The 19,490-nt window shown below is 63.4% G+C and carries 17 protein-coding genes; 14 read left to right on the forward strand and 3 right to left on the reverse strand.

Translation table 11 applies throughout. The features are described 5' to 3' along the window. The first annotated feature begins 15 nt into the window (after nt 1–15). The 8 genes from EN955_RS06385 (at nt 16) to EN955_RS06420 (ending at nt 9,016) form a co-directional block, all read left to right on the forward strand. Nucleotides 16–975, forward strand: a complete 960-nt coding sequence (locus tag EN955_RS06385) for an ABC transporter permease (protein ID WP_013528249.1) — start codon at nt 16–18, stop codon at nt 973–975. A gap of 9 nt (nt 976–984) precedes the next feature. After that, nucleotides 985–1,809 (forward strand): ABC transporter permease, encoded by an 825-nt coding sequence (locus tag EN955_RS06390; protein ID WP_013528250.1) that lies wholly within the window; start codon nt 985–987, stop codon nt 1,807–1,809. Next, complete coding sequence (locus EN955_RS06395; RefSeq protein WP_013528251.1) at nt 1,809–3,479, forward strand: ABC transporter ATP-binding protein; 1,671 nt, start codon at nt 1,809–1,811, stop codon at nt 3,477–3,479. Before EN955_RS06390 ends, EN955_RS06395 begins: the two co-directional genes overlap by 1 nt. Nucleotides 3,480–3,664: 185 nt before the next feature. Continuing rightward, the gene (locus EN955_RS06400; RefSeq protein WP_024501943.1) at nt 3,665–5,254 is read left to right on the forward strand and encodes an ABC transporter substrate-binding protein; all 1,590 of its coding nucleotides are present in this window, start codon (nt 3,665–3,667) and stop codon (nt 5,252–5,254) included. Between the two features lie 97 nt (nt 5,255–5,351). Next, a complete protein-coding gene (locus EN955_RS06405; protein WP_024501944.1) occupies nt 5,352–6,191 on the forward strand; it encodes an alkaline phosphatase family protein in 840 nt (279 codons plus the stop codon). 170 nt (nt 6,192–6,361) lie between these two features. Further along, complete coding sequence (locus EN955_RS06410; protein ID WP_024501945.1) at nt 6,362–6,928, forward strand: sigma-70 family RNA polymerase sigma factor; 567 nt, start codon at nt 6,362–6,364, stop codon at nt 6,926–6,928. After that, the gene (locus EN955_RS06415; RefSeq protein WP_024501946.1) at nt 6,925–7,593 is read left to right on the forward strand and encodes a hypothetical protein; all 669 of its coding nucleotides are present in this window, start codon (nt 6,925–6,927) and stop codon (nt 7,591–7,593) included. The genes EN955_RS06410 and EN955_RS06415 overlap by 4 nt, the downstream gene beginning before the upstream one ends. Continuing rightward, nucleotides 7,583–9,016: a S8 family serine peptidase gene (locus tag EN955_RS06420; RefSeq protein ID WP_024501947.1), complete on the forward strand. Its 1,434-nt coding sequence runs from the start codon at nt 7,583–7,585 to the stop codon at nt 9,014–9,016. The genes EN955_RS06415 and EN955_RS06420 overlap by 11 nt, the downstream gene beginning before the upstream one ends. On the opposite strand, the gene EN955_RS06425 is transcribed toward EN955_RS06420, so the two are convergent. After that, nucleotides 9,013–9,522, reverse strand: a complete 510-nt coding sequence (locus tag EN955_RS06425) for a hypothetical protein (RefSeq protein WP_024501948.1) — start codon at nt 9,520–9,522, stop codon at nt 9,013–9,015. The two genes, EN955_RS06420 and EN955_RS06425, sit on opposite strands and share 4 nt — an antisense overlap. Before the next feature lie 23 nt (nt 9,523–9,545). After that, on the reverse strand, nt 9,546–10,364 hold the full coding sequence (locus EN955_RS06430) for a class I SAM-dependent methyltransferase (protein ID WP_024501949.1): 819 nt from the start codon (nt 10,362–10,364) through the stop codon (nt 9,546–9,548). Between the two features lie 78 nt (nt 10,365–10,442). Here EN955_RS06430 and EN955_RS06435 point away from each other — a divergent pair, with 78 nt between their 5' ends. Next, a complete protein-coding gene (locus EN955_RS06435) occupies nt 10,443–11,351 on the forward strand; it encodes a LysR family transcriptional regulator (RefSeq protein WP_024501950.1) in 909 nt (302 codons plus the stop codon). Between the two features lie 119 nt (nt 11,352–11,470). On the opposite strand, the gene EN955_RS06440 is transcribed toward EN955_RS06435, so the two are convergent. Continuing rightward, entirely contained in the window at nt 11,471–12,493 is a 1,023-nt protein-coding gene (locus EN955_RS06440) for a substrate-binding domain-containing protein (RefSeq protein WP_013528260.1), read from the reverse strand. A 361-nt stretch (nt 12,494–12,854) separates the two neighbouring features. Here EN955_RS06440 and EN955_RS06445 point away from each other — a divergent pair, with 361 nt between their 5' ends. The 5 genes from EN955_RS06445 to ugpC all read left to right on the forward strand — a co-directional run bounded on the left by EN955_RS06445 (nt 12,855) and on the right by ugpC (nt 19,414). After that, nucleotides 12,855–14,210, forward strand: coding sequence for an ABC transporter substrate-binding protein (locus EN955_RS06445; protein WP_013528261.1), 1,356 nt, complete (start codon nt 12,855–12,857; stop codon nt 14,208–14,210). A gap of 228 nt (nt 14,211–14,438) precedes the next feature. Beyond that, entirely contained in the window at nt 14,439–15,452 is a 1,014-nt protein-coding gene (locus EN955_RS06450; protein ID WP_024501951.1) for a sugar ABC transporter permease, read from the forward strand. A gap of 1 nt (nt 15,453) precedes the next feature. Continuing rightward, a complete protein-coding gene (locus tag EN955_RS06455; protein WP_024501952.1) occupies nt 15,454–16,608 on the forward strand; it encodes a carbohydrate ABC transporter permease in 1,155 nt (384 codons plus the stop codon). Between the two features lie 4 nt (nt 16,609–16,612). Beyond that, entirely contained in the window at nt 16,613–18,277 is a 1,665-nt protein-coding gene (locus EN955_RS06460) for an alpha-glucosidase (RefSeq protein ID WP_024501953.1), read from the forward strand. Between the two features lie 24 nt (nt 18,278–18,301). Further along, nucleotides 18,302–19,414, forward strand: a complete 1,113-nt coding sequence (ugpC, locus tag EN955_RS06465; protein ID WP_013528265.1) for a sn-glycerol-3-phosphate ABC transporter ATP-binding protein UgpC — start codon at nt 18,302–18,304, stop codon at nt 19,412–19,414. Nucleotides 19,415–19,490 lie beyond the last annotated feature (76 nt).

Raw genomic sequence — 19,490 nt, forward strand, 5'->3', positions numbered from 1 at the left:
CTTGGCCTTGCGGATATGTCCTCACCCATCTTGAAACTGGTGGCCCAGCGCGTTGCGCTGGGCATTCTGCTCTTGTTGGCCGTTTCGGTCCTGATCTTCGCCGGCACCCAGATCCTGCCCGGCGACGTCGCGCAAGCCATTCTCGGACAGTCGGCGACGCCGGAGTCGCTTGCCAATCTGCGCGAGCAGCTCGGACTCAACCAGCCAGCCTATCTCAGGTATTTTCATTGGCTGGGCGGCGTGCTGACCGGCGATCTCGGCACGGCCATGTCGAGCGGGCAGGACATCGCCACGTCGATCAAGGGACGGCTGTGGAACACGCTGTTCCTCGCCTTCTGGGCGGCGATCGTCGCCGTGCCGCTGGCGATCATCCTCGGCCTGATCGCGGTGCGCTACCGCAATGGCTGGGTCGACAAGCTGATCTCCGGGCTGGCGCTGGCCTCGACCTCGTTTCCCGAATTCTTCATCGGCTATGTGCTGGTCTATTTCTTCGCCGTGAAATGGCAGATATTCCCCGGCATTTCGACCGTCTATGACGGCATGCCTTTTGGCGAACGGATGCAGGCGATCGCCTTGCCGGCGACGGCGCTGACGCTGGTCGTGCTCGCCCACATGATGCGCATGACACGCGCGGCGATCCTCAATGTCATGCAGTCGGCCTATGTCGAGACGGCGGAACTGAAGGGCCTGTCGGCCTTCAACGTCATCCGCAAGCACGCCTTCCCCAATGCCATCGCGCCGATCATCAATGTCGTCATGCTCAACCTCGCCTACTTGATCGTTGGCGTCGTCGTGGTCGAGGTGATCTTCGTCTATCCGGGTATGGGACAGTATCTGGTCGACCACGTCACCAAGCGAGACGTGCCGGTGGTGCAGGCGGTCGGCCTGATCTTCGCCGCCGTCTATATCAGCCTGAACATCATTGCGGACATAGCGGCGATCGTCGCCAATCCGCGTCTCAGACATCCGAAATAGGGGGCGGATATGCTCGATATCAAACGCATCCCCATCCCCGCGCTGATCGGCATCGTGCTGACGGCATTGTTCGTGCTTGCGGCGGTCTTCGCCCCCTGGATCGCGCCGCACGGCAATGGCGAAATCGTCGGCGACGTCTGGGAACCGATGTCGGCTGCCCATTTGCTGGGCACCGACAATCTCGGCCGAGACCTGCTTTCGCGCATGATCTACGGCGCCCGCATCACTTTGTTCATCGCGGTGCTGGCCACCGCGCTGTCGTTCTCGCTCGGCGCCATTCTCGGCTTCTCGGCGGCCGTCTTCGGCGGCTGGTTCGACACGCTGCTGTCGCGCCTCGTCGATCTCTTGATGTCGATCCCGACACTGATCATGGGTCTCGTCGTGCTGTCGGTGCTGCCGACCAATCTGGTGACGCTGATCCTGGTGATGGGCATTCTGGATTCGACCCGCGTCTATCGCCTGTCGCGCGCGGTCGCCGTCGACATCAACGTCATGGACTATGTCGAAGCGGCGAAACTGCGCGGTGAAGGCAGCGGCTGGATCATCTTCCGCGAGATCCTCCCCAACGCATTGTCGCCGCTGGTTTCCGAACTCGGTCTGCGCTTCATCTACGCGGTGCTGTTCCTGTCGACGCTGTCGTTCCTCGGCCTTGGCGTGCAGCCACCGGACGCCGACTGGGGCGGCATGGTTAAGGAAAACAAAGACGGCATCGTGTTCGGCATCGCGGCCGCACTCATCCCAGCGGGGGCGATCGCGCTGCTGGCGATTTCCGTCAACCTGGTTGCCGACTGGGTGCTCAACCGGACGACAAGCCTCAAGGGAGGACGCGGGTGATGGCCGACACCAAAGCGAAGCTCGGGCAACCGAAGTCAGGCCTGCTGCTCGACATCCGCAATCTGCGCATCGAGGCTACCGTCTTCCCGCCCGGCGAACCGCCGAAGGACATCGTGCTGGTGCACGATGTCTCACTGACGCTCGAGAAGGGCAAGGTGCTCGGCCTGATCGGCGAATCCGGCGCCGGCAAGTCGACTATCGGCCTGTCGTCTATGGGCTACGGCCGCGGCGGCGTGCGCATCACAGGCGGCGAGGTGATCCTGAACGGCCGCGACATCCTCAAGGGCGGCAAGGACGGCTTCCGCAAATTACGCGGCCGCGAGGTCTGCTATGTCGCGCAGTCGGCGGCAGCGGCCTTCAACCCGGCGCACAGACTGATGGACCAGGTGGTGGAAGCCACCCTGCTGCACGGCACCGCGACACGCGCCGAGGCCGAGAAGCGCGCGGTTGCGCTGTTCAAGAAGCTCAGCCTGCCGAACCCTGAAACCATCGGCGAGCGTTTTCCGCACCAGGTTTCGGGCGGCCAGTTGCAGCGTGTGATGACGGCGATGGCCCTGTGCTCCGAGCCGGACCTGATCGTCTTCGACGAGCCGACCACGGCGCTCGACGTGACGACGCAGATCGACGTGCTGGCGGCGATCAAGGACGCCATCCGCGACACCCATGTCGCTGCGCTCTACATCACGCACGACCTTGCCGTCGTCGCCCAGGTCTCCGACGAGATCATGGTGCTGCGCCATGGAAGGCTGGTCGAATGGGGCGGCACAAGGCAGATCATCAAGGAGCCGCGCCAGGAATACACCAACGCGCTGGTCTCGGTGCATGAGATCGAACACCAGGAGCAGAAGCCCGGCACGTCGCCGTTCCTGTCGGTGAAGAACGTCACCGCCGCCTATGGCCGCAGCCATATCAAGGTGCTGAAGGACGTATCCGTCGACATCTATCCGGGCCAGACGCTGGCCGTGGTCGGCGAGTCCGGCTCCGGCAAGTCGACGCTGGCGCGCGCCATCACGGGACTTTTGCCACCCGAACAGGGTACCGTCACCTTCGACGGACGCGCGCTGGCCAACAGGCTGGCCGACCGGCCGAAGGAGGATCTGCGCCAGTTGCAGATGATCTACCAGATGGCCGATGTGGCGATGAACCCGCGTCAGACCGTCGGCACCATCATCGGCCGGCCGCTGGAGTTTTATTTCGGCATGCGCGGCCGTGAGCGCGACAGACGCGTTGCCGAACTGCTCGACAAGATCGAGATGGGCAAGGGATTTTCCGACCGCTACCCGGCCGAGCTTTCCGGCGGCCAGAAACAGCGTGTCTGCATCGCCCGGTCGCTTGCCGCCAAGCCGAAGCTGATCATCTGCGACGAGGTGACCTCGGCGCTCGATCCGCTGGTGGCACACGGCATCCTCGAGCTGCTGCTGGAGTTGCAGAAGGAAGAGAACGTCGCCTATCTGTTCATCACGCATGACCTTGCCACGGTGAAGTCGATCGCCGATTCAATCGCGGTTATGTATCGCGGCGAGGTGGTGCGTTACGGCCCCAAGGGCAAGGTGCTGAGCCCGCCCTTCGACGCCTACACCGACCTGCTGCTCTCCTCGGTTCCAGAGATGGAAATCGGCTGGCTGGAAAAGGCAATCAAGGGACGGCGCATGGCCAGCGCGGGGAACTAAAGCAATTCCGGGAAAACTGGGAACCAATACTGCCGGAAGAAAAAGGCAGGCGCTTCCCCTGGAAATTGTGTCAGACCAAGCTGCCACATAGGGGCGTCAGCGACCGTCATCCGGATGCAACACTAGAGCGCCACACGTCCTTCGGGACGAGCGCCGCTCGCACGACTTTTAAACAGGGGTAGGACATGAAAACTGAACTCGATTATCTCGCCGAACTCGCCGGTCACGGCCGGATATCGCGCCGTGCCTTTCTTGGGCGCGCCGCCGCGCTCGGCGTATCGGCGGCCATGATGCCGGCGCTGGCCGGCAAGGCATTTGCCCAGACGGCGGTGAAGGGCGGTATCATCAAGGCTGGCCTGCAGGGCGGGGAATCCACCAACAGCCTCGATCCGGCGCTGAATCTCAGCCAGGTAACCTTCAGCTTTGGCAAGCTTTGGGGCGAGTATCTTGTGCGCCTCACACCGGACAACAAGCTGGTCAACCTGATTGCCGAAGAGATTGGCGCCTCAGCCGACGCCAAGACATGGACGATCAAGATCCGCGATGGCATCGAGTTCCACAATGGCAAGACGGTCGGCGCGGAGGACGTTGCCGCCACCATCGAGCGCCATGCGGACGAGAAGTCCAAGTCCGGAGCACTCGGCATCCTCAAGAACATCAAGGGCGTCAAGGCGAGCGGCAAGGAAGTCATCGTCACGCTCGGCGACGCCGATGCCGACTTCCCCTATCTGATGGCCGACTACCATCTCGTCATCCAGCCGAATGGCGGCAAGGACGATCCGAATGCCGGCATCAGCGCCGGACCCTACAAGGTTAGCGTCAACCAGCCAGGCGTGCGCCATGGCGGCGAGCGTTTCGCCAATTACTGGCTTGGCGACAAGGCCGGCCATGCCGACCAGGTCGAGATCATCGTCATCAATGATGCGACCGCACGGCTTGCAGCCTTGCAAGGCGGCCAGGTGCACATGATCAACCGCGTCGAACCCAAGGTCGTCGATCTGGTCAAGCGCATCGCGGGCGTTTCCATCGAGAACGTCTCGGGCAAGGGCTACTATCCGTTCAACATGTTCTGCGACACCGCACCTTTCGACAGCAATGATCTGCGCATGGCGCTGAAGCTAGCCATGGACCGCGACGAGATGCTGGAAAAGATCCTGCGCGGCTATGGCTCGGTGGGTAACGACTTCCCGATCAACGAGGCCTATCCGCTGTTTTCCGCCGATATCGAACAGCGCAAGTTCGATCCGGACAAGGCGGCGGCAGCCTACAAGAAATCAGGCCACAGCGGCTCGATCGTGCTGCGCACCTCGGACGTCGCCTTCCCGGGCGCCGTCGATGCCGCACAGCTCTATCAGCAGTCCTGCGCCAAAGCCGGCATCAAGATCGAGATCAAGCGCGAACCCGGCGACGGCTACTGGTCGGAGGTCTGGAACAAGCAGCCCTTCTCGCTCTCCTACTGGGGCGGACGCGCCACGCAGGACCAGATGTATTCCACCGGCTATGTCTCGACCGCCGACTGGAACGACACGCGCTTCAAGCGGCCGGAATTCGACAAGATGCTGTTTACCGCGCGCGGCGAGCTCGACCAGGCCAAGCGCCAGGCGATCTACCACGATATGGCAGTGATGATGCGTGACGAAGGCGGGCTGATCGTGCCCTTCTTCAACCAGTTCATCGACGCGGCCGCCACCAACAAGATCGGCGGCTATGCCAAGAGCCCTATCGGCGAAATGATGGACGGCTACGCGCTTGCCGAGTGCTGGCTCAACGCTTGAGCGGACCCTGATCGGCCGATTTCATCTATCAGAACGCCGTGTGCCCGGGACGGCACACGGCGTTCCCGTTTCAACCGCCAACCGCATGGAGCAGCCCGTGGCGCTCAAATCCAAGCTTCTGCTGATCATCCTCGATGGCGTGCCTTACCGGAACTGGCGCCGGCTGATGGGCAATCTCGAAGGCTGGGTGCAATCGGGCGAGGCGCAGGTCTGGAAGATGCGCTCGGTGCTGCCGTCGACCTCGGCCTGCTGCTATGCCTCGATCCACACCGGGGTTTCGCCGCAGGTGCACGGGATTCTCTCCAATGAGAACCGTTTCCGCGTCGAGCAGCCCGATATCTTCTCCGAGGTCAGCAAGGCAGGCGGCAAGACGGGGGCGGTGACCCATTCCTACTGGTCGGAATTCTTCCGCGCCTACCCGTTCGACCTGGTCGAGGGCATGGAATTCGACGAGCCAGGCGGGCCGATCACGCATGGCCGCTTCCACACCATGACCGGTTACAATCTCCGCAACCAGATGACGCCGAGCGATGTCGACCTGTTCGCGACGCTGACCATGCTGACGAAACGCCATGGCATCGACTACGGCATCCTGCACACCTGCACGCTGGATTCGATGGGACACCGCTTCGGCCACGACTGCCACGAGATGGACCATGCCGTCTATGCGATGGACGGCATGCTGGCCGCCTTCCTGCCGCGCTGGATCGAAGCCGGCTATGAGGTGATCGTGACCGCCGATCACGGCCAGACCGATCGTGGCCATCACGGCGGCCATGACGACGAGATGCAGGATTTCGCGCTGTATTATTTTGGACAAGGCAAAGGGCCGGATGCGGACACACTACTCGACCAGCTGCAGCTCGCGCCGACGGTGCTGAGCCGACTGGGTGTTCCCGTGCCCGCGACGATGAAGGCGAAGTCTTTCTTGGAGTGAGAAGCGGTCCGCGAAGCTCTTCCCTTCTGCCCTTGTGGGAGAAGGAAGAGGCGCACCTCTGGCAACCTCCGCGCTCTTCGGTTAGCCTCCGCAAAATTCCTTGGCGGAGGATGAACCTTTTTGGGCCGATCAGCGACAGAGCAGACAGGAGCCAGGCGGCTCGACCGGCCATGACGGCAGCGACGGAGACCGATCGCGCGCTCGTCGACCGGGTCGCGAAGGGCGACCGAGCCGCCGTGCGGCTCCTGTTCATGCGTCACCACGCGCGGGTCTACCGCTTCGTGGCGCGCCAGACCGGATCGGAAATGATGGCCGACGATATCGCCAACGAAGTCTTCCTCGAGTTGTGGCGCCAGGCGCCCGGCTTCGAAGGGCGTTCCGAAGTCTCGACATGGCTGCTCGGCATTGCCCGTTTCAAGGCGCTGTCCTTTCTGCGCAAGAAAAAGGAAGACTGGATCGACGACGAGGCCGCCGCCGCGGTGCCCGACGGCGTTGACACGCCGGAAGTCGTCACCATGAAGGAAGACAAGGCGGCCGCCCTGCGGCGCTTCGTCGACGCCTTGCCGGAAGAGCATCGCGTCGTCATCGATCTTGCCTATTATCACGGGCAGTCGGTGAGCGAGATCAGCGAGGTGCTCGACATTCCGGTCGCCACCGTCAAGACCCGGATGTTCTACGCCCGCAAGAAACTCGGCGAGGCTCTCAAGGCCGCCGGTTACGACAGGGGGTGGCCATGAGCGCCGCTGAAAAGATGTCGCGCCGCGACGAAATGGAAACGCTGCTGCCGTTCTACCTGAACGGCTCGCTGGAAGGTTCCGACCTGGAAGCGGTCGAGGAATGGCTGGCCAGCGATCCGGCCGCACTTGCCGCCCTTGGCGAAGCTGAAGCCGAATTCTCCGGCGCCACGGCCGCCAACGAAGCAATCCGGCCGCCGGCCGATGCGCTCAGCCGCTTTGCCAAGGCACTCGACGCCGAGGCCGGGCCTGCGCGCAAGCCGGCAGGATCGTCCTGGCTGGCGCAGGCCTGGGGCCGCTTCATGGCGGTGCCGGTCGGCGTCGCCTGGGCGGCAGCCGCGGTTCTGCTGGCGCTGGTCATGGTGCAGTCGTTTGTCGAACCCGGCGGAAAGGGCAATGATTTCGAGATTGCCGGCGCGCAAGACGATCTGGCGAAAATGCCGTTCGCCCTGGTCAAGTTCAAGCCGGATGCGAAGATGTCGGACATTTCCGCCTTCCTCGGCAGCAACGAGCTGAAGATCGTCGGCGGACCGACCGCCGACGGCGTGTTCCGGCTTGGCATCCCGGCTGCCAACGCAGCCGACTACACCAGGCAAATCGGCCTTGTTGCCGCCCAGGCTTTCACGGAGACTGTGATCGAGGGAAGGAAACCGCTTGATGGCGGCTGAGGCGGTCATTCGATTTGCGGCAATGCTTGCGGCGGCGATGACAATCGTCGCCGTGCCCGCGTCGGCGCAGACCAAAGATCCCAATCCCGACCAGACGAAAATCGACTGCCGCGACAGGACCAATGCGGCAGGCGCCGACTGCGCCAAGGATGGCAGCGACACAGAGGGCGGATCGGATGCGGCGCAATCCGGCGCGGTGTTCCTGCCGGCCCTGATCGTCGACCTGTTTCCCAACCCGGCGGCGCCCCCGACCCCTGTGCCGACGCCACGGCCCGAACCGGCGACGCCGCCGGCCGACACTCAAGCCGGCCCCCCGCCCGGTGGCCCGATCGTCTCGCCGACCGATCTCATTGCCGTTCAGCCGCCGCGCGCGGTGGTTGGCGATTTCGTGCCCGACGAGGTGCTGGTGACCGTCGACGGCGATGCCGGCGCTGTCCAGCAGATCGCCGCCTCCTTCGGCCTGCAGGTGCGCTCGCAGCGCCAGTCGCGGCTGCTTGGCACCACACTGGTGCGCTTCGGCATTCCCGACGGCCGGCCCGTCGGCGTCGTGCTGGCGCAACTGGCCGCCGACGGCCGCACCCAGCGGCGCGAGCCCAATCACGTCTATTCGCTGCAGCAGGCCGCCGGCATCGTCAACTATGCGTTCGACCGCATTGCACTCGATTCCAAGCAGGCCAGCGGAGAAAACGTCCGCATCGCGGTGATCGACACCGGCATCGACGACACCAACCCGGCGCTCTCGGGCGTCATTGCCGGGCAGTTCGACGCCATGCCCGACGTGCCGATCGAAAAGCGCGATCACGGCACGTCGATCGACGGGCTGATCGCCGGCGTCGGCGCGCTGGAAGGCATGGCACCGGGCGCAAAAATCTATCACGCCCGCGCCTTCGAGGGCGGCAAGTCGACCATGGACGTCATCCTGTCGGCGCTCGACTGGGCGGCGGAACAGGACGTGCGCATCATCAATATGAGCTTTGTCGGGCCGAAGAACGATTTGCTCGGCGTCGCCTGCCGCAATGCCCGCGCGCTCGGCATGGTGCTGGTCGCCGCAGCCGGTAACAACGGGCCGAAGGCGCCCTATGGCTATCCGGCCGCCTTCGATGGTGTCGTCGCGGTGACCGCCACCGATGCCAAGGACGGGCTGATGCCGCAGGCCAATCGCGGCGCCTATGTCTTCATCTCGGCACCCGGCGTCGAGATGGTGGCGCCGAGCGGCGCCGGCTCGGATCTGGTCACAGGCACCTCGTTTGCCGCGGCGATCGTGAGCGGCGCCATCGCCAATCTCATCCATGCCGCGCCCGATCGCTCGGCCGACGACATCGAAAAGGCGCTCGCGGCAACGGCCAGGGATCTCGGTCCCAAGGGACGCGACAATGATTTCGGCTACGGCCTGCTGGACATCAAGGCGGCGGCAAAGGACTAGTCTGCGACAGTCCAAGCGGCGGCCTGCGGGGGACGCACCAGAAAATAGAACGCGACGATGTGCGTGATCATCAGCAGCGGCACGTAGATGATCGGGATCGCGTAGGTGGCGCCCAGTTCGCCCGCACGCTGGGGGAGGCCGACCTGGATGGCGTGGTAATAGTCTACGATCAGATCAACCGTCCCGACCAGATTGAAGGCGACGACGAGCGCCCAGAAGAGCCGAGGTATCCTTGCCGTGAGCAGCGCCAGCATGGCCAGCACTCCTGTTGCAAGGTCGCCGTAGGCAGCAAACACGGCAAAGCCGGCAGGCAAATCGGGGCTGACGACACCCGGAACGAGGAAGACCAGCCCGAAGAAGCGGAAGCTGTGCAGAGTGGCAACAGCGCGTTGCGCCGCGACCCGGTCCATCGATCTGAGCCACGGCAAACCGTATACAGCGAAGCAAAGCAGCCACGCGACATAGCCCAGAACAAGATGGATTTGGAATAGGACTTCGGTGGACATCTGGCCTCCTCTCGACAATTGGTTCATGCGGCCTCGAACACTGCGGTCAGGATACCGAGCCGACCTTGCATAAGATTTCGTCCGAGGTTGGCCGCAAGCTCAGCGAAGTCCGGTCCCATCACCACGCCGAGATTGGGCGAAGGCGGCGGCCCCGACGCGCGCAACTGTGCGAACCACGCCTTGGCGGCGTCGGTGTCGTCTTGCCATGCCAGCATGCGGAAGCTGGCCGGTTCGATCGCCTCGCGCGTCGCACCGGCTGTTAGGAGAAAGCTCGTCGCCGGCGTTCTCGCCCAGGGAAGCGGATAGTGCGGCTCGCCTCCAGACAACACGACGTCGTATGTGGCAAACCTGCCGCCTGGCTTCAGCACGCGCCGAATCTCGCTGTAGAGCAGCGTCCGGTCAGAGATGTTCATCGCCACGTGCTGCAACAGCACCGCGTCGAAACGGCCATCGTCGAATGGGAGCTCCAATGCGCTGGCGGTCTGGAACGACAGCTGCCCGCTCTGTCCCGTGCGCTCGGTCAGATAGCGCGCGGCATCCACGAAAGGCTCGCTGAGATCCACGCCAGTAACCCGGCAGCCATAGGTCGCAGCCAGAAAGCGCGCCGGCCCACCGACGCCCGAGCCGACGTCCAGTATCGACATGCCGGCAGCGATCCCCGCCAATTGGGCAAGCTCGGCGGTGGCAGCTAGCCCACGGGTGTGAAACTGGTCGAGAACGCCCAATTGTTGGGGCGTGAGGAGCTGGTCCTCCGGGCCGAGGGCAGCCAACACCGTCTTCAGCCGCTCGGTCAGGCCCGTCGCGCGATAATGGTCCCGTACCCCTTCAAGTTCATCGGTCATCGCATGATGTCTCCTAGGTTCAGCTCATACCTAGGCCCACTTCCATAATTCGACTACCCGGCGTAATAACAACAACCTATGAAGCAGAACTACACAGTCCGACATGGTGCGCTGGAGGGCATCGAGGCGTTCCTGGCTGTCGCCAGGCACCGCAACTTCCGCCGCGCCGCAGCGCAACTCGGCGTGACACCGCCCGCCGTGAGCCAGGCGGTGCGCGCGCTGGAGGCACGCATGGGTGCGGCGCTGTTCGTCCGCACGACACGGAGCGTCGGCTTGACCGAGCCTGGCCAGCGGTTCCTCGATCGTGCCGGCCCTGCTTTCGAAGAACTCGTCGCGGCCGGCGAGGCCGTGCGTGACATCGGCCAACGGCCGACCGGTCTGCTGCGCCTGTCCGTGCCCCGCGCCGTCGTGCCGTTGATCCTGGAGCCGATGATCGCGTCGTTCTGCCGGGCTTACCCCGAGATCGAGCTGGAGATCGCCGCGAGCGACGAGATGGTCGATCTCGCGGCCGGCGGGTTCGATGCCGGCATCCGTCTCGGCCAGTTCATTGCGGTCGACATGGTCGCGGTGCGGCTAACCCCATCGTTTTCGTTCGTGGTCGTCGGCAGCCCTGACTATCTCAAACGCCACGGCCGCCCCGAACGCGTCGATGATCTGCGCAACCACGCCTGCCTGCGCTTGCGCCGTTCGAACGGCGCCATAGCGCCCTGGGCTTTCGTCGACGGCAACGAGGCGATCGAGGCGATGCTCTCAGGCCCGCTGATAGCGCACGATTATCCGACATTGCTCGGGGCCGCGATGCGGGGCGTCGGGCTGGCGCAGACGCCTCGACCAATCGCTGAAGCTCCGATAGCCGAGGGTAAACTGGAACCGGTGCTGGACGGTATCGCCGCCACGACGCCGGGCGTCTTTCTGTATCATCCCGGCAAGCGCCAAGTCCTGCCGAAGCTGCGCGCCTTCATCGACCACCTCAAATCCGCGGCGTGAGATGTCGGAATCCGGCCCCCTTGCGGTGGTCTCGCTACTGCCGGCGTCGGGCGAGATTGATGCGGCGTGAGTGTCGCGTCTCAACTCGATCCCGCAGAGCACATGGCTTTGATCTCCAGCTACGCCGGCGCACCGGCGACTGACCCTCTCACCACCAGGTCGACCGGCCAGACCTCGCCTCGCGCGCCCTCCTCCAGTCCTGAAATCCGTGCCGCCAGCCGCTCGGCGACACGGGCGCCGGCGAGACGGATCGATGAACGCGTCGTCGACAGCGGCACCGAGAAATTCTCCGGCCTCAGCCAGGGGAAGACATCGTCATGGGCGATCAGCGAGACGTCGCCCGGGATGCTCAAGCCGAGGTCGCGCACCGCACGCACGACGCCCAGCGCCATGATCAGGCTGGAGCAGGCGATCGCCGTCGGCGCGTCGTCCCCTTCCAGCAAACGCCTGGTGGCGCGGTAGCCGTTCTCCTCGGTCATATCGACCGAGCAGACATGGCGTTCGATCAATGTCAGTCCGCTCGCGGCGAGTGCCCGGCGCACGCCGCGTTCGCGATGGATGGCGAAGGTCTCGCGGCCGTCACCGTTGATCAGCGCCAGCCGCCGATGACCGAGCTGGATCAGCAGCCTGGCCGCTTCGTGGAAGGCGCCCTCATTGTCGATGTCGGTGAAGGCGTAGTCGAAATCGAAGCCCTCACTGCGGCCATGGACGATGAAGGGAATGCCGAGCGTGTTGACCAGCGCCACGCGCCGGTCAGCGGGCCTTGGAGAGGAGATATAAACAGCGTCGACCTGCCGGTTGGCGACGATGCGCCGGTAGGTCGTCTCCTGGTCGTCGGCGTCGGCCGGCGACAGCACAAGGTCGAGCTCGTGCGAGCGGGCATAGTCGCCAAGGCCGGACAGGAACTCGACGAAATGCGGATCGATGTCGACGGACGCACCGGTCGGCAGGACATAGCCGATCATGCCGGTCTTGCCGGTCGCCAGCCGGCGCGCGCTCGGGTTGGGCCGATAGCCATGGCGCTTGGCGGCATCCATGACACGCCTGCGCGTCTCCTCGTTGACCTCGGGATAGCCGTTCAGCGCGCGGCTTACCGTGGTTTGCGAAAGTGCCAGCATGTGGGCGAGCTGCTTGAGGTTCACGAAAGTCTCCATTCCCTCAAAGCGCTTTTAAATTGAATCGACCCAAGTGCCACCGGGGCCGAGCCATACGAAGCCCAACCATAGACGCGGTTTGGGCATGTTTGAAACAAAAATTGCTGCTGCACTGCCATAATAGCGTGCTGCGACGCACTTTTTGGGCGCAAATGCGCGAACCTAAATCGATTGATTCGCCAGCCCCTTGACTTCCCCGCGATTCAATGGCGTGATCGAAAAAGCCAAAGCGCTTTGGAAGACTCTTCGAAAGGTTGCGGTTCCTTTCCGACTGAGTCACAGTCCTGCGGCGTCGGCGGGCGGAATGGAGGTTCCGTCCGGTGTGTGAGACCCACTGGGAGGAATACCGATGAAGAAAATGCTTTTGCTGGGTGCTGCGTTTGCCACGTTCGCCCTGAACGCGCCCGCGCAGGCCGAACTGAAGTTCAAGCCCGGCGAAGACAAGCGCTTCAACTGGGCGAACTACGAAGAGCTCAAGAAAGTCGACCTCAAGGGTGAAACGCTGTCGATCTTCGGACCGTGGCGCGGCGAGGACGAAGGCCTGGTGCGCGGCGTTCTCGACTATTTCTCGGAAGCCACCGGCGTCGAGATCAAATACTCCTCCTCGGAGAATTACGAGCAGCAGATCGTCATCGACACGCAGGCCGGCAGCCCGCCCAACATCGCCGTGCTGCCGCAGCCGGGCCTCATCCAGGACCTGGCGTCGAAGGGCCTTTTGACGCCGCTCGGTGACGACACCGCCAAATGGGTCAAGGACAATTACGGCGCCGGCCAGTCATGGGTCGATCTCGGCACCTTCAAGGACAAGGACGGCAAGCCGGGCTTCTTCGCCTTCCCCTACAAGGCCGACGTGAAGTCGCTGGTCTGGTACTCGCCGGATAATTTCGAGGAAGCCGGCTACAAGGTGCCGAAGACCCAGGAAGAACTCGCCGATCTCGAAAAGAAGATCATCGCCGATGGCGGCAAGCCGTGGTGCATCGGCCTCGGCTCCGGCGGTGCCACCGGCTGGCCGGCAACCGACTGGGTCGAAGACCTGATGCTGCGCACCCAGCCTCCGGAGGTCTACGACAAATGGGTGAAGAACGAGATCCCGTTCAACGATCCGGCGGTGGTCAACGCCATCGACATTTTCGGCAAGATCGCGACCGACGACAAGATGGTCGACGGCGGCGCCAAGGCGGTTGCGGCGACCGACTTCCGCGACAGCCCGAAGGGCCTCTTTTCGGTGCCGCCGAAATGCTACCTGCACCACCAGGCATCGTTCATTCCGACCTTCTTCCCGGAAGGCACCAAGGTCGGCCAGGACGCGGACTTCTTCTACTTCCCGCCCTATGCCGCCAAGCCTGAACTGGGCACGCCCGTGCTCGGCGCCGGCACGCTGGCGATGATCACCAAGGACAGCAAGAGCGCGCGCGCATTCATCGAATTCCTGAAGATGCCGCTCGCCCACGAGATCTGGATGGCCGAAGGCGGCTTCGTGACGCCGCTCAAGTCGGTCAACAAGGATGCCTATGCCAGCGACGCGCTGAAGAAACAGGGCGAAATCCTCGCCAATGCCTCGACTTTCCGCTTCGACGGTTCCGACCTGATGCCGGGCAAGATCGGCGCCGGCGCCTTCTGGACCGGCATGATCGACCTGGTCGGCGGCAAGTCGGCGCAGGACGTCGCCACCGACATCCAGAAGAGCTGGGACGCCATCAAGTAGACGGCTGGCACGTAGACGACCAACCATTCTCGCACTGGATCCGGACCGTACCGGCCCGGATCCGACGGCGGCCCGTGCCGCAGCCTTTCGTCATGAGCGCATTGACATGAAGCGCGATCGGCAATGTGCGCAAGCCGCCGATGACGCGCTCCAAACAACTGAATCGGCGCCTGGTCCCCGTCACCAAGGTCATTCCTTGTCGGGTCATGCGCAGGGGGAGAGGGACCCATGGCGGCTCAGATTTTCTCGGCCATATTCGTCATCATCGTCGGCGTCGGCGGTTGCGTCGCCTATTTCTGGGGCGCCAACAAACTGGTCGACCTGATATTCCCATCACGCGGCGTCGCCGGTGCCGCGGCCATCGACAATCTACGCCGGCAAGGGTTGGTCCGCCCATGGCTGTTCGTCGGCCCGGCGATGATCATCCTCACCATCTACCTGATCTATCCGGTGGTCGAGACGCTGCGGCTGTCGTTCCTCGATCGCGGCGGCATCAATTTCGTCGGCCTGGCGAACTATGAATGGGCGTTCGGCGACCGCGAGTTCCGCAACTCGATCCTCAACAACATCGTCTGGCTGGCGGTGGTGCCGGCCGCCTGCACCTTCCTCGGGCTGATCATCGCCGTGCTTACGGACAAGATCTGGTGGGGCACGATCGCCAAGAGCCTGATCTTCCTGCCGCTGGCGATCTCCTTCGTCGGCGCCAGCGTGATCTGGAAATTCATCTACGAGTATCGGGGCGAGGGCCAGACGCAGATCGGCATCCTCAACGCCATCATCCAGCATTTCGGCGGCCAGCCGCAGGTCTGGATATCGCTGCCGTTCTGGAACAATTTCTTCCTGATGATCATCCTGATCTGGATCCAGACCGGCTTTGCCATGGTCATCCTGTCTTCCGCCCTGCGCGGCATCCCCGAGGAAACGCTGGAAGCCGCCGTCATCGACGGCGCCAATCCGTTCCAGATCTTCTGGAAGATCATGGTGCCGCAGATCTGGGGCACCATCGCCGTGGTCTGGACCACGATCACCATTCTGGTGCTCAAAGTGTTCGACATCGTGCTGACCATGACCAACGGCCAGTGGAACAGCCAGGTGCTGGCCAATCTGATGTTCGACTGGATGTTCCGCGGCGGCGGCGATTTCGGCCGCGGCGCCACCATCGCCATCATCATCATGATTGCGGTCATTCCGATCATGGTCTGGAACATCCGACAGGCGAACAAAGAGACGGGAGGACATTGAGATGGCCGTCGCGACCGGAAATTCCTTCGCCAGCCGCTTCGGCGTCCACATCGCCGTGCTCATCTTCGTCGCGATCTGGACCATACCGACCCTCGGCATCCTGGTCTCGTCGCTGCGCGACAAGAACCAGATCATCGCCTCGGGCTGGTGGAACTCGTTCGCCAGTTCCACCCAGACCGAAGCCGGCCGGCTGCCGCCCGCCTCGGCGCAAGTCGAGAAGGCCGGCAAGTTCGTGCTCGAGGGCAATATCTTTGGCGACGGCGCCAAGCGCGACATCAGCGCCTTCGGGGTCAAATCGGCGGCACCGACGCAGTATCCCGCCGGCACCACAGCCGATCTCGGCGACGGCGTGACCTTGCAGCTCAATGCCGACGGCACCTTCGTCATGCAGTCCCCGAAAGCGTTCGAAGGCGATCGCGGCCAGCGCGTCTATTATGCTTCGTCGGCGCCGCCGAAATTCACCACCGATAATTACAAAACCGTGCTGTTTTCCGAAGGCATCGGACGGTCTTTCATGAATTCCCTGACCGTCACCATTCCGGCGACCGTCATCCCGATCCTGATCGCCGCCTTTGCCGCCTATGCGCTGGCCTGGATGCGGTTTCCCGGCCGGGCGCTGCTGATCGCGGTCATCATCGGCTTGCTGGTGGTGCCATTGCAGATGTCGCTGATCCCGCTGTTGAAACTCTACAACGGCGTCGGCGCTTTCTTCGGCATGCCGTCGAAGACCTATCTCGGCATCTGGCTGGCGCATACCGGCTTCGGCCTGCCCTTCGCCATCTACCTGCTGCGCAGCTACATTGCCGGCCTGCCGCGCGAAATCATGGAATCGGCGCGCATCGACGGCGCCAGCGATTTCGAGATCTTCGTCAAGATCGTCTTGCCGCTGTCGTTTCCGGTGCTGGCTTCGTTTGCCATCTTCCAGTTCCTGTGGGTATGGAACGATCTGCTGGTGGCGATGGTTTTCCTCGGCACAGAGGCAGACCAGATTGTGCTGACCGCCAAGCTCAACGCGCTGTTGGGCTCACGCGGCGGCGACTGGGAGATTCTGACGACATCGGCTTTCGTGACCATCATCGTGCCGCTGATCGTGTTCTTCTCGCTGCAGCGCTATTTTGTCCGCGGGCTGCTTGCCGGCTCGGTGAAAGGAGGCTGAGACGATGCAATCCGCTTTGAAGGCCAGCTCGAAGCCTGACCTCGCCATCGATCGCGACTGGTGGCGGGGCGCGGTGATCTACCAGATCTATCCGCGCAGCTACCAGGACTCGAACGGCGACGGCATCGGCGATCTCAAGGGCATCATAGGCCGCCTCGCCTACATCGCCGCACTCGGCGCGGACGCTATCTGGATTTCGCCGTTCTTCAAGTCGCCGATGAAGGATTTCGGCTATGACGTGTCGGATTACTGCGATGTCGATCCGATGTTCGGCACGTTGGCCGACTTCGACGCGCTGACCGCCGAGGCACACAGGTTGGGCTTGAAGGTGATGATCGACGAGGTGCTGTCGCACACCGCCGACAATCATCCCTGGTTCAAGGAAAGCCGGTCGAGCCGCAGCAACCCGAAAGCCGACTGGTACGTCTGGGCAGACGCCAGGCCGGACGGCACGCCGCCCAACAACTGGCTGTCGATCTTCGGCGGCTCGGCCTGGCAATGGGACACCAGCCGCCAGCAATATTACATGCACAATTTTCTGGCCGAGCAGCCCGACCTCAACTTCCACAACCACGAAGTCCAGGACGCGTTGCTCGACGTCACCCGCTTCTGGCTGGAGCGCGGCGTCGATGGTTTCCGGCTCGACACCATCAATTTCTACTTCCACAGCCAGGGCTTGGAAAACAACCCGCCGCTGCCGCCGGAAGAGCGCAACGACCAGACCGCGCCGGCGGTCAACCCCTACAACTACCAGGACCATCTCTACGACAAGAGCCGGCCCGAGAATCTCGGCTTCCTCGAACGGTTCCGTGCCCTGCTCGATGAATATCCGGCAACGGCAGCGGTCGGCGAGGTCGGCGATTCGCAGCGTGGGCTTGAAGTGGTGGCCGCCTACACCGCCGGCGGCAAGCGCGTGCACATGTGCTACTCCTTCGATTTCCTGGCGCCGGAAAAGATCAGCGCGGGCAAGGTCCGCTCGGTGCTGGAATCCTTCGGCAAGGTCGCCAGCGATGGCTGGTCGTGCTGGGCCTTCTCCAACCACGATGTAATGCGCCCGGCCTCGCGCTGGGCCGCCAATGAGCCCGACCCGACCGCCTACCTCAAGGTCATCTCGGCGCTGCTGATGTCCTTGCGCGGTTCGGTCTGCATCTATCAGGGTGAGGAACTTGGGCTCGGCGAGGCCGACCTTCGGTTCGAGGATTTGCAGGATCCCTACGGCATCCGCTTCTGGCCTGAATTCAAGGGCCGCGACGGCTGCCGCACACCGATGGTGTGGGACGGCGGCGCCAAGAATGGCGGCTTCTCCCAGGCAAAACCCTGGCTGCCGGTGCCGGCCAAGCATTTGGCGCAAGCGGTCAATGTCCAGCAGGGCGACGAGGCTTCGCTGCTCGAGCACTACCGGCGCTTTCTCAGCTTCCGGCGTGCCCATCCGGCGCTGGCCAAGGGCGACATCACCTTCATCGAAAGTGAGGGAGATACCGTCGCCTTCACGCGCCGCGCAGGCAACGAGCAGATCGTCTGCGTCTTCAATCTGGGAGCCGGGCGGGCCAAGGTTGACCTTGGCGGCCGATCGCTGCAACCTCTGCCCGGGCACGGATTTTCGGGGCAGGCGAGCAGCGGTTCCATCGAGCTTGGCGGCTACGGCGCCTGGTTCGGGCGTCTCGACTGAATTTCCAATCACTGGAGGAAACCAATGGCCGATGTCACGCTAAGACAAGTGAAGAAGTCCTACGGCAATCTGAACATTCTCCACGGCATCGACCTCGATATTAAGTCGGGCGAGTTCATCGTCTTCGTCGGCCCGTCGGGCTGCGGCAAGTCGACATTGCTGAGGTCGATCGCCGGGCTCGAGGAAATCACCTCCGGCGAACTCAGAATAGCCGGCGAAGTGGTGAACGACGTGCCGCCGTCGAAGCGGGGCATCGCCATGGTGTTCCAGTCCTACGCGCTGTACCCGCACATGACCGTCTACGACAACATGGCGTTCTCGATGAAGATCGGCAAAGAGAACAAGGCCGAGATCGACCGCCGCGTGCGCCAGGCCGCCGAGATCCTGCAGCTGACCAAATATCTCGACCGGCTGCCCAAGGCGATGTCGGGTGGCCAGCGCCAGCGCGTCGCCATCGGCCGCGCCATCGTGCGCAATCCGAAGGTGTTCCTGTTCGACGAGCCGCTTTCGAACCTCGACGCCGCGCTGCGCGTCGCCACCCGCATCGAGATCGCCAAGCTCAAGGAATCGATGCCCAACACGACCATGATCTACGTTACCCACGACCAGGTCGAGGCGATGACGCTGGCCGACCGCATCGTGGTGCTCAAGGACGGCCATATCGAGCAGGTCGGCACGCCGATGGACCTCTACAAGAAGCCCGGCAATCTGTTCGTTGCCCAGTTCATCGGCTCGCCGGCCATGAACATCCTGCCGGCGACCATCGAAAAGACCGGAAACCCGACCGTCGTCAGCCATGTCGGCGGACGCAAGGCGACCGTGCCGATTGCGACGCCGGCTTCGGCAAAGGGCGCCGCGGTGAGCTTTGGCGTGCGGCCGGAGGACCTGATCATCGCCAGCGGCGCGGACTATCTGTTCGAGGGGACGGTCGACTATGTCGAGCAACTCGGCGAGGTGCAGCTTGTCTATGTCGACATCGGCCGCGCCGATCTGCCGCTGGTGACCAAGCTGCCCGGCAATGTCGAGGTCAAGCGCGGCTCGACATTGCGGCTGAGCGCCAATGGCGAGGACCTGCATATCTTCGACGCGGATGGACGTTCTTTCGCGTTGCATGAAGTGGAAGCAAAGGCGGCTTAACCGCAATTACCGTGTCAGGCACAAAAAAGAGCGGCGGGGCGGGCCCGCCCCCCTTTTACTTTGAGATAGACATCGG

The organism is Mesorhizobium sp. M7A.F.Ca.CA.001.04.2.1, assembly GCF_003998485.1.
GTDB lineage: Bacteria > Pseudomonadota > Alphaproteobacteria > Rhizobiales > Rhizobiaceae > Mesorhizobium > Mesorhizobium ciceri.

Excerpts from the sequence above, each read along its gene's own strand:
- EN955_RS06385 (WP_013528249.1), top strand. The coding sequence starts at position 16 with ATGTCCTCACCCATCTTGAAACTGGTGGCCCAGCGCGTTGCGCTGGGC.
- EN955_RS06390 (WP_013528250.1), top strand. The coding sequence starts at position 985 with ATGCTCGATATCAAACGCATCCCCATCCCCGCGCTGATCGGCATCGTG.
- EN955_RS06395 (WP_013528251.1), top strand. The coding sequence starts at position 1,809 with ATGGCCGACACCAAAGCGAAGCTCGGGCAACCGAAGTCAGGCCTGCTG.
- EN955_RS06400 (WP_024501943.1), top strand. The coding sequence starts at position 3,665 with ATGAAAACTGAACTCGATTATCTCGCCGAACTCGCCGGTCACGGCCGG.
- EN955_RS06410 (WP_024501945.1), top strand. The coding sequence starts at position 6,362 with ATGACGGCAGCGACGGAGACCGATCGCGCGCTCGTCGACCGGGTCGCG.
- EN955_RS06415 (WP_024501946.1), top strand. The coding sequence starts at position 6,925 with ATGAGCGCCGCTGAAAAGATGTCGCGCCGCGACGAAATGGAAACGCTG.
- EN955_RS06420 (WP_024501947.1), top strand. The coding sequence starts at position 7,583 with ATGGCGGCTGAGGCGGTCATTCGATTTGCGGCAATGCTTGCGGCGGCG.
- EN955_RS06425 (WP_024501948.1), bottom strand. The coding sequence starts at position 9,522 with ATGTCCACCGAAGTCCTATTCCAAATCCATCTTGTTCTGGGCTATGTC.
- EN955_RS06430 (WP_024501949.1), bottom strand. The coding sequence starts at position 10,364 with ATGACCGATGAACTTGAAGGGGTACGGGACCATTATCGCGCGACGGGC.
- EN955_RS06435 (WP_024501950.1), top strand. The coding sequence starts at position 10,443 with ATGAAGCAGAACTACACAGTCCGACATGGTGCGCTGGAGGGCATCGAG.
- EN955_RS06445 (WP_013528261.1), top strand. The coding sequence starts at position 12,855 with ATGAAGAAAATGCTTTTGCTGGGTGCTGCGTTTGCCACGTTCGCCCTG.
- EN955_RS06450 (WP_024501951.1), top strand. The coding sequence starts at position 14,439 with ATGGCGGCTCAGATTTTCTCGGCCATATTCGTCATCATCGTCGGCGTC.
- EN955_RS06455 (WP_024501952.1), top strand. The coding sequence starts at position 15,454 with ATGGCCGTCGCGACCGGAAATTCCTTCGCCAGCCGCTTCGGCGTCCAC.
- EN955_RS06460 (WP_024501953.1), top strand. The coding sequence starts at position 16,613 with ATGCAATCCGCTTTGAAGGCCAGCTCGAAGCCTGACCTCGCCATCGAT.
- ugpC (WP_013528265.1), top strand. The coding sequence starts at position 18,302 with ATGGCCGATGTCACGCTAAGACAAGTGAAGAAGTCCTACGGCAATCTG.